The 14,451-nt window shown below is 66.2% G+C and carries 15 protein-coding genes; 3 read left to right on the forward strand and 12 right to left on the reverse strand.

Annotated features, from left to right (window positions below):
• Positions 1–6: 6 nt before the first annotated feature.
• Positions 7–657, reverse strand: coding sequence for an HD domain-containing protein (locus VGG53_RS09790; protein WP_331517857.1), 651 nt, complete (start codon positions 655–657; stop codon positions 7–9).
• Positions 658–712: 55 nt separating this feature from the next.
• Positions 713–1,363 carry an HD domain-containing protein gene (locus VGG53_RS09795; RefSeq protein WP_331517858.1) on the reverse strand — a complete coding sequence of 217 codons (651 nt, stop codon included), beginning with the start codon at positions 1,361–1,363 and terminating at the stop codon, positions 713–715.
• 107 nt (positions 1,364–1,470) lie between these two features.
• Here VGG53_RS09795 and VGG53_RS09800 point away from each other — a divergent pair, with 107 nt between their 5' ends.
• Together VGG53_RS09800 and VGG53_RS09805 are read left to right on the forward strand one after the other, a co-directional pair.
• Complete coding sequence (locus tag VGG53_RS09800; RefSeq protein ID WP_331517859.1) at positions 1,471–2,445, forward strand: GlxA family transcriptional regulator; 975 nt, start codon at positions 1,471–1,473, stop codon at positions 2,443–2,445.
• 76 nt (positions 2,446–2,521) lie between these two features.
• Positions 2,522–3,550: a TIGR03617 family F420-dependent LLM class oxidoreductase gene (locus tag VGG53_RS09805; protein ID WP_331517860.1), complete on the forward strand. Its 1,029-nt coding sequence runs from the start codon at positions 2,522–2,524 to the stop codon at positions 3,548–3,550.
• Here VGG53_RS09805 and VGG53_RS09810 read toward each other — a convergent pair.
• From VGG53_RS09810 to VGG53_RS09835, 6 genes are read right to left on the reverse strand one after another with little or no spacing between them, the layout of a single operon-like run.
• Positions 3,525–4,517, reverse strand: coding sequence for an aldo/keto reductase (locus tag VGG53_RS09810; RefSeq protein ID WP_331517861.1), 993 nt, complete (start codon positions 4,515–4,517; stop codon positions 3,525–3,527). The two genes, VGG53_RS09805 and VGG53_RS09810, sit on opposite strands and share 26 nt — an antisense overlap.
• A gap of 10 nt (positions 4,518–4,527) precedes the next feature.
• Positions 4,528–5,625, reverse strand: a complete 1,098-nt coding sequence (locus VGG53_RS09815; RefSeq protein WP_331517862.1) for an acyl-CoA dehydrogenase family protein — start codon at positions 5,623–5,625, stop codon at positions 4,528–4,530.
• Positions 5,622–6,833, reverse strand: a complete 1,212-nt coding sequence (locus tag VGG53_RS09820; RefSeq protein WP_331517863.1) for an acyl-CoA dehydrogenase family protein — start codon at positions 6,831–6,833, stop codon at positions 5,622–5,624. Before VGG53_RS09820 ends, VGG53_RS09815 begins: the two co-directional genes overlap by 4 nt.
• Complete coding sequence (locus tag VGG53_RS09825) at positions 6,830–7,591, reverse strand: SDR family oxidoreductase (protein ID WP_331517864.1); 762 nt, start codon at positions 7,589–7,591, stop codon at positions 6,830–6,832. Before VGG53_RS09825 ends, VGG53_RS09820 begins: the two co-directional genes overlap by 4 nt.
• Positions 7,588–8,406 carry an SDR family oxidoreductase gene (locus tag VGG53_RS09830; protein ID WP_331517865.1) on the reverse strand — a complete coding sequence of 273 codons (819 nt, stop codon included), beginning with the start codon at positions 8,404–8,406 and terminating at the stop codon, positions 7,588–7,590. The genes VGG53_RS09825 and VGG53_RS09830 overlap by 4 nt, the downstream gene beginning before the upstream one ends.
• Positions 8,403–11,603 (reverse strand): carboxyl transferase domain-containing protein, encoded by a 3,201-nt coding sequence (locus VGG53_RS09835; RefSeq protein ID WP_331517866.1) that lies wholly within the window; start codon positions 11,601–11,603, stop codon positions 8,403–8,405. The genes VGG53_RS09830 and VGG53_RS09835 overlap by 4 nt, the downstream gene beginning before the upstream one ends.
• 192 nt (positions 11,604–11,795) lie before the next feature.
• On the opposite strand from VGG53_RS09835, the gene VGG53_RS09840 reads away from it, so the two are divergent.
• Positions 11,796–12,077 (forward strand): CDGP domain-containing protein, encoded by a 282-nt coding sequence (locus VGG53_RS09840; protein ID WP_331517867.1) that lies wholly within the window; start codon positions 11,796–11,798, stop codon positions 12,075–12,077.
• A gap of 9 nt (positions 12,078–12,086) precedes the next feature.
• Here VGG53_RS09840 and VGG53_RS09845 read toward each other — a convergent pair whose 3' ends face one another.
• The 4 genes from VGG53_RS09845 to dapB form a co-directional block, all read right to left on the reverse strand.
• Positions 12,087–12,539, reverse strand: a complete 453-nt coding sequence (locus VGG53_RS09845) for a flavodoxin family protein (RefSeq protein ID WP_331517868.1) — start codon at positions 12,537–12,539, stop codon at positions 12,087–12,089.
• Between the two features lie 248 nt (positions 12,540–12,787).
• Positions 12,788–12,853, reverse strand: a complete 66-nt coding sequence (locus VGG53_RS24025) for a hypothetical protein (protein WP_414688933.1) — start codon at positions 12,851–12,853, stop codon at positions 12,788–12,790.
• Between the two features lie 132 nt (positions 12,854–12,985).
• Entirely contained in the window at positions 12,986–13,450 is a 465-nt protein-coding gene (locus VGG53_RS09850) for a tetratricopeptide repeat protein (RefSeq protein WP_331517869.1), read from the reverse strand.
• Positions 13,447–14,184 carry a 4-hydroxy-tetrahydrodipicolinate reductase gene (dapB, locus tag VGG53_RS09855; protein ID WP_331517870.1) on the reverse strand — a complete coding sequence of 246 codons (738 nt, stop codon included), beginning with the start codon at positions 14,182–14,184 and terminating at the stop codon, positions 13,447–13,449. Before dapB ends, VGG53_RS09850 begins: the two co-directional genes overlap by 4 nt.
• Positions 14,185–14,451: the final 267 nt, after the last annotated feature.

A 14,451-nucleotide genomic window follows, 5' to 3' on the forward strand; every position in this document is an offset into this window, starting at 1 on the left:
CTTCCGCTATTCGGGCCATGTGCTGTTGAAGATGCTGTCGACTAAGTTCCCCCGGTTGAATGTCGGATCGAAGTGCGCCAGCACGTCGTCGTTCATCGTGCCGAAGGTGGTGTCAGGGCGGTGCTTCATGCCGTCGTTGAAGGCCGCCAGGATGCGGTTCTTGAAGTCGGGACGCGGATGCGCGGTGGTCACCGCGTCAATAGCTTCCGCGGGGAGATCCTCTCTGCCGACGCCGACGACGTCCGTCTTGACACCGACTGCGAGTAAAGCGGTTTCGGGGTCGAGACGTGCCGGAACCTCGGGCGTCGTATGGAGAGCGATGCCGAGCCACACCTTGTCGGCGTCCGATTGTTCGACGCCGTGTTCTAGTAGGAAGTCACGTGCCGCGTCGGCACCGTCTATCTCGAAGCGCTGCGTCGAAGCACCGTAGCGCGCGGTAAGCCCGAGATCGTGGAACATCGCTGCCACGTATAGGAGTTCCGGGTCCGGGTGCAGGCCCAAACGGTGCCCGTGCAGCGCGCCGAACAGGAATACGCGCCGGGAATGGTGGAAAAGCACGTCGTCCTCGGCGCTGCGGACGAATTCGGTTGCCTCACGCACAAGCGCCGTGTCGGGTATGACGATGCCAGCGACAGTCTCGATGGACTCAACGGCCATGATCGCTTCGCCTCTCACTGATGATGCGGCGCTGCAGATCTTTCAGCAGCGACGCTTATTCCGGCCAGCTGTTGTTCAGGATGATGTCGACAAAGTTGTCGCGAACGAACGACGTGTCGAAGCGCTGCAGCACATCGGCGTTGACCGTCCCGAAGGTGCTGTGCGGGCGGTTCTTCATGCCGTCGTTGAAGGCAGCAAGGATGCGCCGCTTGAAATCCGGTCGTGGGTGGGCAGCGGTGACCGCGGCAAGTGCATCCGGAGAAAGGACGTCGCGACCGATGCCCAGCACATCGGTTTCGACACCCGCTGTGACCAAAGCGATCTCGGGTGCCAGAAACTCGGGTATGCCTGGCGTGGTGTGTAGCGCGATGCTTAACCACACTTTGTCGGCATCGGCTTCGCCGACGCCATGCTGCAAAAGAAACTGGCGCGCCGCATTGGCGCTGTCGACCTCGAAACGCAGCGCGGAATTGCGATAGCGTTCGGTGAGGCCCAGATCGTGAAACATGGCACCGGCGTACAGCAACTCCAGGTCCGGTTGCATTTCCCGGCGACGGCCCTGCAGCGCACCGAAAAGGAACACCCGACGGGAGTGGTCGAATAACAGGTCGTCTTCGGCGTCGCGGATGAGATCGGTGATCGCACGCACGAGGGGTGTGTCCGGCACAACGATGTCAGCGATGGTGTCGATCGGCTGAGTGACCATGATCATTCTCCTTGATTGGGCGAATAACAATCAGTCTGCGGGCGCGGCCCTCCATCCACCCATAGCGTTTGAGCCGTCTTCGCCACAGATTGCGACACAATGAGTCGGTGGCTGAAGCCGACGCGCGGTCGCGGGTAGTGGTGATCGTCGTCTTCGACGACGTGACCATGTTGGACGTCGCGGGAGCCGGTGAAGTTTTCGCAGAGGCCAATCGCTTCGGCGCCAACTACCAGCTCAAGATCGCATCGGTGGCCGGTCGTGACGTCACAACCTCGATCGGGACCCTGTTGGGCGTCACCGACGCCCTTTCGTCAATCGTGTCTGCCGATACCGTCCTGGTCGCCGGCAGCGATAACTTGCCCCGGCGGGCGATCGATCCGGCGCTCGTCGAGGCAATCAAGTCGATCGCGGGGCGGACCAGGCGACTCGCCTCGATTTGCACGGGGTCGTTCATCCTGGCCCAGGCCGGCCTGCTCAACGGCCGGCGCGCCACTACGCACTGGCACGACGCCCGATTATTCGCCCGGGCTTTTCCGGATATCACCGTGGAGCCGGACGCCATTTTCGTCCGGGACGGCGACGTCTTCACCTCCGCCGGAGTGTCCTCCGGCATCGACCTCGCGCTGGCGCTCGTCGAAATGGACTACGGCACCGACCTGGTCCGCGATGTGGCCCGGTGGCTGGTCGTCTACCTCAAGCGCGCCGGGGGCCAGTCACAGTTCTCGGTATTGGTCGAGGCCGATCCCCCGTCCCAGTCTCCGCTGCGCAAGGTCACCGACGCCATCTCGACTGACCCGGCGGCCAACCACAACGTGAAAACCCTTGCTGCGCGGGCCTCCTTGAGTACGCGGCAGCTGAACCGGCTGTTTCAGTCCGAACTCGGGACGACACCGGCCCGCTACGTCGAAATGGTGCGCATCGATGCTGCCCGCGCCGCGCTCGACGCCGGCCGCACCGTCGCTGACACCGCTCGCGTGGCCGGGTTTGGCAGCCCCGAAACCCTCCGGCGGGTGTTCGTCGACCACCTCGGCGTCTCGCCGAAGGCTTATCGCGAGAGATTCCGCACGGCATCACGCGGTTGACATCCACCGACGTTATTGCCCGCCGCTCAACACTTTTCGTTGGAAAACCAGCGGATGTCGGGCATACTGTTCCGCCATGCACGTCGATGCGATGACGATGCCGCAGCCGCTGGGCGAGGTCGGTGACCTGGCCCGGCGAACGCAGTCCGCCGGCTTCTCGGGTCTGCTGTTCACCGAGACGGGCCGCACGGCCTTTCTCAACGCTGCGGTGGCCTCCCAGGCCGCTCCCGGCCTCGAGTTGTCCACGGGTGTCGCGGTGGCCTTTCCGCGCAGTCCCTTCGTCACGGCGGCAACGGCGTGGGAGCTTCAGGAAGCGACCGGCGGCAACTTCCGGATGGGCCTGGGCACGCAGGTGCGCACCCATGTGGTGCGGCGCTATGGCGTGCCGTTCGAGCGGCCGGGCCCACGGCTGCGCGACTACCTGCTCGCAGTCAAGGCGTGCTTCTCCGCGTTTCGTTCCGGGGCGCTGAATCACCACGGCGAGTTCTACGACCTGGATTTCATTACGCCGCAGTGGAGTCCGGGGCCGATCGATGCACCCGATCCCAAAGTCGATGTCGCCGCGGTGAATCCGTGGATGCTGCGGATGGCCGGCGAAGTGGCCGACGGGGTGCACGTCCACCCGATCGGTGAGCCCGGCTATATCGCCCGTCACGTCACGCCGAAAATCGCTGAGGGAGCGCAGAAAGCGGGGCGTTCACCGTCGGACATCGCGATCATCGTGCCGGTCATGACTGTCGTCGGCGATACCGAGGAAGAGCGCGACAAGCAGCGGGAAGTGGTCCGCGCCAGCATGGCCTTCTACGGAAGCACGCCGAACTACGCGTTCATCTGGGACGAGGCCGGGTTCGAGGGCACCACCGCCCGGATTCGTGAGAAGCAGAAGGCCGGCGACTTCCCGGGGATGGCGGCCCAGGTGAGCGACGACCATATCGCCGCCTTTGCCACCGAGTCGACGTGGGACACGTTGGCCGACACGTTGACCGAGAAATACGCCGGTATGGCTACACGTCTGGTGCTGTACAACGCCGTCGGCGATCCGGAGCGCTTCGAACGATACGGCGAAGTCGCGCGTCGCGTCAGCGCCCGATCAACCGCTGCATGAAGTCGGGATAACGCGCGCCCTGCACCTCGATGCCCGCCGCGGCGTCAGCGATCTCGCGGAGGTCGTCGTCGGTCAGCTCGACGCTGGCCGCTCCGAGGTTTTCCTCCAGCCGGTCCAGGCGCCGGGTGCCCGGGATTGGCACGATCCACCGCCGCTGAGCCAGTAACCAGGCCAACGCGATCTGACCTGGGGTCGCACCCTTGGTGGCCGCGATGATCTGAAGTAAATCGACCACGGCGCGGTTGGCGCCGCGCACGTCGGCGGCAAAGCGCGGAATGCTGCTACGAATGTCGGATTTGTCGAATTGGGTGTTCTCGCTGATGCTTCCGGTGAGAAAGCCTTTGCCCAGCGGGCTGTAGGGCACGAACCCGATGCCAAGTTCGGACAGCGTGGCCAGCACTCCGGTCTCCGGGCTTTCCGGTTCGCGCCACCACAGCGAATACTCGCTCTGCACCGCCGTCACGGGTTGCACGGCATGAGCCCGACGGATGATCTGCGCGGACGCCTCGGACATCCCGAAGTGTTTCACCTTGCCGCTGTCGATCAGTTCCTTGACCGTTCCGGCGACGTCCTCGATGGGCACCTGCGGGTCGACGCGGTGCTGATAGAGCAGATCGATGGTCTCCACACCCAGGCGATGCAGCGAATTCTCGGCCACCTCGGTGATGTGCTCGGGCCGGCTGTCCAGGCCCGCGACGTTACCGTCGGCACCGAAGGCGAAACCGAATTTCGTTGCGATCACTACCTGTCCGGCGAACGGCGCGAGGGCTTCGCCGACCAACTCCTCGTTGTCTCCGTAGGCTTCCGCGGTGTCAAAGAACGTGACCCCGCGCTCGACCGCGGCGCGGATCACCGCGATCATGTCGGCTTTTGACCCCGATGGTGGTCCGAAGCCTCGGCTCATGCCCATGCAGCCCAAGCCGATTGCCGAGACCTCGAGATTGCTACCCAGCGTGCGCTTGTCCATGTGTTACTCCTTACGACGCCGGCAGATCCAACAGTTCGGCCAATCGGGCGCGGTGGCGATAGGCAGTGCCGAACGCCAACTGGTCGCTCTTGGCCCGCTTCAGGTACAGATGCGCCGGATACTCCCACGTCATTCCGATGCCGCCGTGCAACTGAACGCATTCCTCGGCGGCGTGCACCGCGGCGCCGCTGCAGTAGGCCTGCGCGACGGCCGCCCCGATCGTCGCATCGTCGTCTTGGCGAGCACAACTGTCGGCGGCATAGCGGGCCGCGGCCGCAGCGGAATTGACCTCGATCCACAGATCCGCAAGCCGGTGCTTGATCGCTTGGTAGGATCCGATCGCCCGGCCGAATTGCTTGCGCTGCTTGGCATATGCCAGGGTGGTCTCAAAACACCACTGCGCAATGCCCAATTGCTCGGACGCCAGTAGCCCCGCACCTATCTGCAGCGCCGCCGCGACCGCATCATCCGCGGACCCGGCGCCGACGCGCGACGACGCCGCGCCGGAGAAGTCGATATTCGCAAGGGGTCTCGTCATGTCCAGGGTCAGGATCGGCGACACGTCGACACCGGCTGCGTCGCGTGCGACGGTGTGCAACTGCAGCCCGTCGGGTCCGGCCACCGGCACCAGCAAGACGTCGGCCTCGATGGCACCGGCCACGCTGGTGATCCGTCCGGTCAAGCCGTTGTTACCCGTGCTGACGCCGGCGACCGCGTCGCCGGGCGCGGTGGACAGCGGCACCGTCAACGCAGCGGTGAGGGAGCCCGCCGCCAAACCCGTGACCGTGTCGGTGTCGCCGGCATGCAACAGCGCGACGGTGGCCAGCACCGCACTGGACAGAAACGGCACTGGCGCCACGGCGCGGCCGATCTCCTCCATGACGACGGCCGCCTCACGCGCGCTCGCGCCGGCGCCGCCCAGCTGCTCGGGCACCAGCAGGCCGGCCAAGCCCAGTTCGTTGGCCAGCGTCTGCCAGACCCCGGAGAAGTCTTGCGGCGCAGCGTCATAGAGGCGGGCTACCGCTTCCGGCGGGCACCGGTCGGCGAACAGACGTCGCACACTGTCCCGCAGTGCCTCCTCGGTGTCGGAGTACAACAGGTCGCTCATCGGTCTAAGTCCTTGTATGCGATGTCCTTGTCGACCCGGTGTTCCGGCGGCAGGCCGAGGATGCGCTCGGCGATGGTGTTGCGCAGGATCTCCGATGTGCCACCCTCGATCGAATTACCTTTCGCACGCAGATAGCGGTACCCGGGCTCGCGACCGACCAAATCGACCGCGTCGGGTTGACGCATGGTCCAGTCGTCGTAGCGCAGGCCCTCTTCTGGGTGCAACTCGATCTCGAATCCCGAAACCGCTTGTGCCAGACGGGCGAACGTCACCTTCATGCCGGCGCCCTCGGGTCCGGGCTCCCCCACTGCCAGGCGCTGGCGCAACCGCAGACCGGTCAGCCGCGCGACCTCGGCGTCCACCCACAGCCGCATCAGCTCGTCGTGCATCGCCGGATTGCGCAGCTGCGGTTGCGCCCGCCAGGCTTCGGTGACCTTGCCGATGATCCCGCGTTCGCGTGTACCGCCGGCCATCGAGCCGATGGCGACCCGCTCGTTGTTCAGCGTGGTGGTCGCGACCTTCCAGCCGCCACCCTCGGGGCCGAGCCGGTTGGTGTCGGGTACCCGGACATCGGTGAGGAACACTTCGTTGAATTCGGCTTCACCGGTGATCTGACGCAGCGGCCGGACGTCGACGCCGGGATCGGTCATGTCGCAGACGAAATAGGTCAGGCCCTGGTGTTTGGGAACCGTCGGGTCGGTCCGTGCGACCAGGATTGCCCGTTGCGCGTTCTGCGCGCTGGACGTCCACACCTTCTGCCCGTTGACGATCCAGTCCCCATCCGCCGAGCCGTCGCGGACCGCACGGGTGGCCACGCCGGCCAGATCGGATCCCGCGCCCGGCTCGCTGAATAGTTGGCAGTAGATGTGCTCGCCGGTGAACAACGGCCGCAGGAACTTTCGCTGCTGATCCGCGCTGCCGAAGGCCGCGATCGTCGGCGCGGCCATGCCCATGCCGATCCCGTTCCGTGCACCACCGCCACCCGGCGGCGCACCCGCGGCGGCCAGCTCTTCCTCGACCTGCGACTGAAACCCGCGCGGCAGGTCGAGCCCGCCGGAGCCGCGCGGGAAATGCACCCAGGCCAGGCCGGCGTCGAATCGGGCGGCCAGGAATTCGGCCGGGTCACTGGTCGCCGGGTCGTGCTCGTCCAGCAGCGTGCGCACCCGGGCGTGCAGATCCTCGGCCACCGCCCGCTCGTCGGCGCTCATCGGAATTCCGCTGCGTTGCCGAGCAGTTGGCCGCCGTCGATCACCATGGTCTCGCCGGTGATCCAGTTCGCCTCATCCGACACCAGGAAGGCAACGGCGGCCGCCACGTCGGGTGTTTCACCGATGCGTCCCAGCGCCGTTCGCTGCGATACATGGTCTTCGTGGTCCTTCCACAGCGCCTCGGCGAGCTTGGTCCGAACCACACCCGGGCAGATCGCATTGACCCGTATCCGCGGTGAAAGTTCCAGCGCCAGTTGCTTGGTCACGTGGATCAACGCCGCCTTCGTGGCGTTGTACATGCCCATGTTCGGCGACTGATGCATGCCGCCGATCGACGCCGTGTGAACGATCGCGCCGCCGTGCTCGACCATCCACGCCTTGGCCGCAAGGGAGGTCCACAGCAGCGGCGCCCAGAGGTTGACGTCAAAAGTCTTGGCGAAGCGGGCGTGGTCCTGGTCGATCAGCGGACCGTAGGCCGGGTTGGTGCCGGCGTTGTTGACCAGAATGTCGATGCTGCCGAAGCGGTCCAGCGTCAGCTCTACGCAGTGCCGCGCGGCGTCCTCGTCCACCGCGTGTGCCGCCACTCCGACGGCGTTGCCCCCGACCTGCCCGGCCGCCGCGTCCGCGCTGTCCTGCTTGCGGGAGGTGAGCACGATATTCGTCCCGGCCAGCGCCAGCCGTTGTGCGATGGCCAGCCCGATCCCCCGGGAGCCGCCGGTGACGATCGCGGTGCGGCCGTTCAGGTTTGACTCGGTCATGGTGCCTCCATCAGGCTGTGCTGGTAGCGGCGCATGCCGCGCAGCCATCGGTCGTAGTCGGTGCCCTTGTGCCGGTACATCTCCAGCACCCCCGGATGCGGAAGGATCAGGAAGCGTTCGTCGTCGACGGCGGCCAGCACAATATCGGCGACGTCGGCCGGCTCCAGCACGTCGCCCGCGCTGGTGACCGCGCGGGTTGCCAAGCGGGCCAACGGATCTTCGGACTCCCCCGGGGAATACAACAGGTTGGTGTTGACGCCCATCGGGCACAGACAGCTGACCCGCACACCTTGGTCGCCGAAGGTGATGTTCAACCACTCGGCGAACCCGACCGCAGCATGTTTGGTCACCGAGTACGTCGCGGACCCGAGTTGGGTGAGCAGTCCGGCCGCCGAGGCGGTGCTGACAAAGTAGCCCTCGCGGCGTTCGACCCACCCGGGCACCAACAGTTGCGCGGCACGGATGTGCGCCCGCAAGTTGACGTCGATGGACTGATCCCACTCGTCCTCGGTGACGTCCAAGCCTGCGACGCCGGTGATACCCGCATTCGCGAAATACAGGCCGACCGGCCCGAATTCGTTTTCGGCCAGCGCGATCAACTGCTGGATGTGCGCGGTGTCGGAGACATCCCCGCCCGAAGCGACGGCCGCTCCGGGACGATCGGCGTTGATCCCGTCTGCCACTGCGTTGGCGGCCCGCACGTTGATGTCGGCGACAACGACTCGGGCATCCTGTTGCGCCAACCGGGTGGCCAGCGCGGCGCCGATACCGTTGCCGCCGCCCGTGACGATGGCGACCTTGTCGGCAACCTTCACGACCGACTCCTTTCGTTGAACAGCAGCCGGATGATCCATTCCCGGGTGTCGGCCGGGTCGATCACGTCGTCGAGTTCGAAGGTGGTGGCCGAGGTGAGTGCCTTGCCGTGCTTATAGGCGGCCTCGACCAGCTTGTCGAAGAGGTTGTCTCGCTCGGCCTGGTCGGCGACAACGGCCAGTTCCTTGCTGAACCCCAGCCTGACCGCGCCCTCGAGACCCATCCCGCCGATCTCTCCGGTGGGCCAGGCGACAGTGAACTCGGGGGCGTGAAAGGAGCCCCCGGCCATCGCCATCGCGCCCAGCCCGTAGCCCTTGCGCAGGATGATCATCCCGAACGGCACAGTCAGCCGCGCGCCGACGATGAACAACCGGCTGAACCGCCGAACCGCGGCGTCGACTTCGGCGTCCGGGCCGACCATGAAGCCAGGGGTGTCGCACAGCGAAATGACCGGCAGCCCAGCCGATTCGCAGAGCGTCAGAAAATCGGCCATCTTGTCCGCTGCCTCGGCATCGATGGCGCCGCCGAGATGATGACTGCTGTTGGCCAGCAACCCGAATGCCACACCTTCGACACGAACGAGCGCGGTGACCACGCCGACTCCGTAGTCTGCCCGCAACTCCAGGACGGATCCCACGTCGGCTACCGCGTCTATCGCGTTGTGCACGTCGTAAGCCCGTAACCGGTTCTCCGGCACGATATGTCGCGCCCGCCGCGGATCCGGTGCCTGCCAGTCGTCACGCCTGTCGTGGAAATAGGACAGGTATTGCTTGGCCAGCGACACCGCGTGCGCCTCGTCACGCGCGGCCAGGCCGACGACCCCGTTGCGCCGCTGCACGTCGATGGGCCCGATGTCCTCGGGCCGGTATCGACCGAGCCCGCCGCCTTCGATCATCGCGGGACCACCCATGCCGATGTTGGCGTCGGGAGTCGCGATGATCACGTCGCAGGTGCCGGCCAGCGCGGCGTTACCGGCAAAACATCGCCCGGACACGATCGACACCAGCGGCACGTGGCCGCTGAGTGCGCCGAGCGTACGGAATGTCGGCACGTCGAGACCGGCCACGCTGGCAACGTCGGTGTCCCCGGGCCGGCCGCCGCCGCCTTCGGCGAACAGCACCACCGGCAGGCGTTTGCGGGCGGCCAACTCGAAGACCCGATCGGTCTTCGCGTGATTGCGCATGCCCTGCGTGCCGGCGAGCACGGTGTAGTCATAGGACAGCACCGCCGCCTCTGCTCCGCCGATTCTCGCCACCCCGGCGACCAGCCCGTCGGCCGGCGTGTTGGCGATCAGGTCGTCCTCCGAGCGCCGGCTACGTTGCGCGGCCACCGCCAGCGCACCGTACTCCACGAAGCTTCCCGGGTCGATCAGGTCGGCGATGTTCTCCCGAGCGGTGCGCCGATTCTGGTTGTGCCGCTTGGTAATGGCCGTCGGTCGGCCTTCATCCAGAGTGAGCAGGTGTCGACGACGGACCTCGTCGAGGTCGGCACGAGCGCGGTCCGGGTCGAGCGCGCCGATGTCGGCCCCGGCGCTTTCGCCGGTCCGGGTGAACACCACCAACGGGTCTCCGGTTCCGATCACCTGGCCGGGCATCACCAGGGCGCGGACCGTGCGCACCGCGTCCGGCGCGGTCAGCGCATGCTGCATTTTCATGGCTTCGAGCACCACCATGTGCGCACCCGCCGCGAGCTCGGCTCCGTCCGGTGCAACCTCGATCACGGTGCCGGCCAGCTGGGCGCGCAGCACTTCCTCACCCGGATGCAGTTCCGGTGGCGCAAGTCGGGTCTCGTGGCGCCGAGATTGCGCGGCTCCGACGAAGGCGGACAGGTTCTCCTCGACAAAGCCGGTGGTGACTGGTCCAATGTGAACGTCACGGTGCGACAACACTTCCCGTAGAAATCCGATGTTGGTGCGGATTCCCTCGATACCGAATTCGTCCAGCGCGGTCTGCGCCTTGCGGACCGCAGCGGAAAACGACGATCCGCGCACCCGGGTGATCACTTTGGCCAGCAGCGAGTCATAGCGTGGGCTCGGCGTCAGCCCGGGACGGCCGAACGTGTCGACGCGCACACCGGGTCCGCTCGGCGGCGAGAACACCGTGAGGGTGCCGGCGGACGGCAACACCGACCCGTCGGCATCGACGGTCTCCATGTTGACCCGCGTCTGGATCGCGATACCGCGCACCGCGGCGAGCGCGCCGACCACTTCGTCACCGTCGGCGACGATGCCGGCCGGCAACCTCAGCTGGTGGAACGATGCGCCCCGGGCGATTCTCAACTGCACGGCCACCAGGTCGACTCCGGTGACCTCTTCGGTCACCGTGTGCTCCACCTGAATCCGGGGGTTGACCTCGAGGAAGACGAACTTCTCTCCGGTCACCAGGAACTCCACCGTGGCGATGCCGCAGTAATCTGCCCGTGCACACAGTCGAACCGCTGCCCGGTGCAGCTCACGGCGCAGGGCTGGCGAAATCCCTTGTGCCGGAGCAATTTCGACGATCTTCTGGTAGCGCCGCTGAATACTGCAGTCCCGGTCACCCAGGGCCAGCGCGCGCGATGGCGTTGCGATGATCTGCACCTCGATATGTCGGGCGTCAGCCAGAAGCGCTTCGGCAAACAGGGCCGGATCGCCGAAGCCGAGTTGCGCTTCGGCCGCGCACCGGCGGTATGCGTCGTCGATCTCATCAGCGCTGCGGACTATCCGCATGCCGCGGCCCCCGCCCCCGGCAAGTGCCTTGATCACGATCGCGCCCCCGTGGTCGGCGGCGAACGTGCGGATGTCCTCGACGCTGCTGGGCCCTTCCGTCGCGGGCAGCACTGGGACGCCGGCCGCTGCTGCGGCGCGCCGGGCCGACGACTTGTTGCCGAACAGTTCCAGTGCGGCGGCATCGGGGCCGACGAACGTGTAGCCGGCGGTCGCGCATGCCTGCGCGAAACCGGGCTGTTCGCTGAGGAACCCGTAACCGGGATGGATCAGCTCGGCGCCGGACTTCTTGGCCGCCGCCAGAATCGCGGCATGGTCCAGGTAGGCGGCCGGGCCGGCGCCGGGCAGCGCGATCGCTTCGTCGGCCGCGTGCACGTGCGGGCTGTCGGCATCGTCCTCGGCGTAGACGGCGACCGTGCCGAGCTCCAACTCGGTTGCCGTGCGAATGATTCGGAGCGCGATCTCACCGCGGTTAGCGATCAGCAGGCGCGTCACGTCCGGTTCCTTCATCAGGTCGACCACTTTGGGATCCAGCGTCCATCCCGATCACATCATGCCGCTACCGTGATTACCTGACTATCGGGCCCCCGTGCGAAGACACGTGCGTCAAATACGGCTGTCGCGTCCCACAGAACCAGTAGTTTCATTGCCAGCGGTGAAGCAAAGGAGACGATCACGAAGCGATACATGACTGCAGCGATCGGCGCCGCCCTGACGGCCGGCGGGCTGATCATCGCGGCACCCCCCGCGAGCGCAGGATGCCTGGATCCCGCATGGGCGGGGCACCCGATGGCACAGATGTGCGACAGCGCCGTCGACGCCGACGGAATGTGGGAACGTTGCCTGACGTCCTACCCGAACGGGGCATGGAATCCCGCCGAAACCGACTGCTACACGATGAGCGCCAACGATCCGCCCAGGGATGCTGACCCCATCGTGGCCACGCCGCCCACGCACATCGACCCGTAGCGGGCCGATTCACGCCATGAGCTGAGCCGCGACCGCCGCGCCGAGTTCCCAGCAGGCCTCCAGGTCGGCCTTGGCCGGTTTGCCCATCAGCACCACGTGCTCGGCCGCCTTCACCCATCCCAGGCCGGTGGTGATGGAGTCGACGCCGCGTTGGGCACCCTCGGTGCCCTCGTTGCCGTGCAGGTAGAGGCCGAACGGTCGCCCGCGGGTGGCATCCAGGCAGGGGTAGTAGCAGACGTCGAAGGCATGCTTGAGCGCGCCGCTCATGTACCCCAGGTTGGCCGGGGTGCCGAGCAGATAGCCGTCGGCCTCCAACATGTCGGTCGGCGAGACCGCCAGCGCGGGCCGCCGCACCACCTCTACGCCTTGGATCTCAGGATCGGTCGCCCCGGAGAGCGCCGCTTCGAACATCTCCTGCATGTGCGGCGACGGAGTGTGGTGCACGATCAACAGACGCGGCACGAGTGACCTCCATCCAATGGTCCAACGGTGCCGTCAAGGCATCGACTCAGCCCACGCCATGTGCCCCTCGAAATCAAGGGTTTTCGCCGTATCGCGGTAGCGATCTCTCAAGTCGGCGTAGCGGTCCTGGTCGCCGCGCCAGCGCGAGCAGGGCTCGTAGTCGCAGCAACCAGATCCCGCGAAGCGCAAGTTCGCCGTCGGCCGGCGCATCCGCCAATCTGGTGATTGCGGCCTCGGCTTCGGCCACGTCATCGTCTGCCCCGCGATCGAGCAGCGTCTCCGCACTCGCTGCAGAACTTGGCCGTTGCGCTCATTTGCGTGCCACATGACCCACAGGACAGCCCCGTCGCCGCGGTCAGTCCACCGCCACCATCCCGACCGGGGTCCACGTCAGTATCGTTTCACTGCCGGTCAACGATGTCCGCCATATCGTCGTGCACATCCGCTCAATCTCGACCCTGCAGCTCGACGGCTTTCTTCATGGCTTCTCGCGCGCGGCTTCGATCTCCGGCGTAGTCGTAGGCGCGGGCCAGCCGGTACCAGCGGCGCCAGTCGTGCGGATCGCTGTCCAATTCGCTGCGGACGGTGTCGAAAAGTGCGTCGGCCGCGCCGCGTTCGATTCGCCCTGACGGCCGTCGCGGCAGCGCGCTCACGTCGAGTTCCATTCCGTCGTCTGCGATCAGGTGGGCCAGCTTCTGATGAGCGAGGCCGGCTCGCAACGTGGCGATCATCGCCCACAAACCGATGGCGGGCAGGATCAACAGCGCGCCACCCAACGCGATAGCGACGGCACGTCCCGAACTGATCATCAGCACGGCGGCCCGCCCGAGCAGCACGAGGTAGACCAGCAGAGCCGTGCACATGAACGCGATCGTCAGTTGAATCCGTGTACCGCGCCACGTCGGTGTCATTGCAGGTTGAGTAGCGATTCAATTCCGACTGTCAGGCCTGGTTGTTCGGCGACCCGGCGAACCGCCAGCAGTACGCCCGGCACGAAGGACGTGCGGTCGATGCTGTCGTGGCAGATAGTGAAGGTCTCCCCCAAGGTGCCGAACAACACTTCCTGGTGGGCTACCAGCCCGGCCAACCGCACCGAATGCACCGGTACGCCGTCGACGTCGGCGCCGCGGGCGCCGGGCAGGCTGGAACTGGTGGCATCTGGGTTGGGCGGCAAGTCTTTTCGGGCTTCGGCGATCAGCGCGGCGGTCCGTGCGGCGGTTCCCGATGGGGCATCAGCCTTCTGCGGATGATGCAATTCGATGACTTCGACCGACTCGAAGAACGGCGCGGCCTGCTTGGCGAAATGCATGGACAACACCGCCCCGATGGCGAAGTTGGGCGCGATGAGCACCGAGACGTCCGGCTTGGCCGCCAGCCACGACCGAACCTGCTGCAGCCGTTCGTCGGTGAAGCCGGTGGTCCCCACCACGGCGTGAATCCCGTTGTCGATGAGGAACTCGAGGTTGGCCATCACGACGTCGGGGTGGGTGAAGTCGATGACAACCTCGGTCTTGTTGTCGGTCAACAGGCTCAGCGGATCACCGGCATCGACTTCGGCGGACAAGCTCAGATCTTCGGCGGCCTCCACCGCGTGCACCATCGTCGCGCCGACTTTGCCCTTCGATCCCAGCACCGCTACCCGCATGGTTTCACCCTAAAGCGTGTCGACGTTGTCCACAGTTGCGCCTTTGTCCACAGATGAGTCAACGCGGCTGGCGGGGAGCCGGCGTGGCTCGCTATGATTCGAACATGTGTTCCAGTGGTCGGGAAGAGGTCGTCGAGGTGTTCGACGGGCTTCGGGCTTACCTGAAACGCGCGCTTGACTTGTCCTTTGACGCGCTGACCACCCCCGAGCGGCTGTCGATATTGGAAAGCTGCGAGGTGGTGCGCCGTCAGCTGCCCGCCGTCGAGC

This window comes from Mycobacterium sp. (assembly GCF_036490025.1).
Taxonomy (GTDB): domain Bacteria; phylum Actinomycetota; class Actinomycetes; order Mycobacteriales; family Mycobacteriaceae; genus Mycobacterium.

What these genes read in the sequence shown, in the direction of transcription:
- VGG53_RS09850 (WP_331517869.1), bottom strand. Translation starts at nt 13,450, where the DNA reads ATGACACCGACGTGGCGCGGTACACGGATTCAACTGACGATCGCGTTC.
- VGG53_RS09815 (WP_331517862.1), bottom strand. Translation starts at nt 5,625, where the DNA reads ATGAGCGACCTGTTGTACTCCGACACCGAGGAGGCACTGCGGGACAGT.
- VGG53_RS09805 (WP_331517860.1), top strand. Translation starts at nt 2,522, where the DNA reads ATGCACGTCGATGCGATGACGATGCCGCAGCCGCTGGGCGAGGTCGGT.
- VGG53_RS09790 (WP_331517857.1), bottom strand. Translation starts at nt 657, where the DNA reads ATGGCCGTTGAGTCCATCGAGACTGTCGCTGGCATCGTCATACCCGAC.
- VGG53_RS09825 (WP_331517864.1), bottom strand. Translation starts at nt 7,591, where the DNA reads ATGACCGAGTCAAACCTGAACGGCCGCACCGCGATCGTCACCGGCGGC.
- dapB (WP_331517870.1), bottom strand. Translation starts at nt 14,184, where the DNA reads ATGCGGGTAGCGGTGCTGGGATCGAAGGGCAAAGTCGGCGCGACGATG.
- VGG53_RS09810 (WP_331517861.1), bottom strand. Translation starts at nt 4,517, where the DNA reads ATGGACAAGCGCACGCTGGGTAGCAATCTCGAGGTCTCGGCAATCGGC.
- VGG53_RS09840 (WP_331517867.1), top strand. Translation starts at nt 11,796, where the DNA reads ATGACTGCAGCGATCGGCGCCGCCCTGACGGCCGGCGGGCTGATCATC.
- VGG53_RS09820 (WP_331517863.1), bottom strand. Translation starts at nt 6,833, where the DNA reads ATGAGCGCCGACGAGCGGGCGGTGGCCGAGGATCTGCACGCCCGGGTG.
- VGG53_RS09795 (WP_331517858.1), bottom strand. Translation starts at nt 1,363, where the DNA reads ATGGTCACTCAGCCGATCGACACCATCGCTGACATCGTTGTGCCGGAC.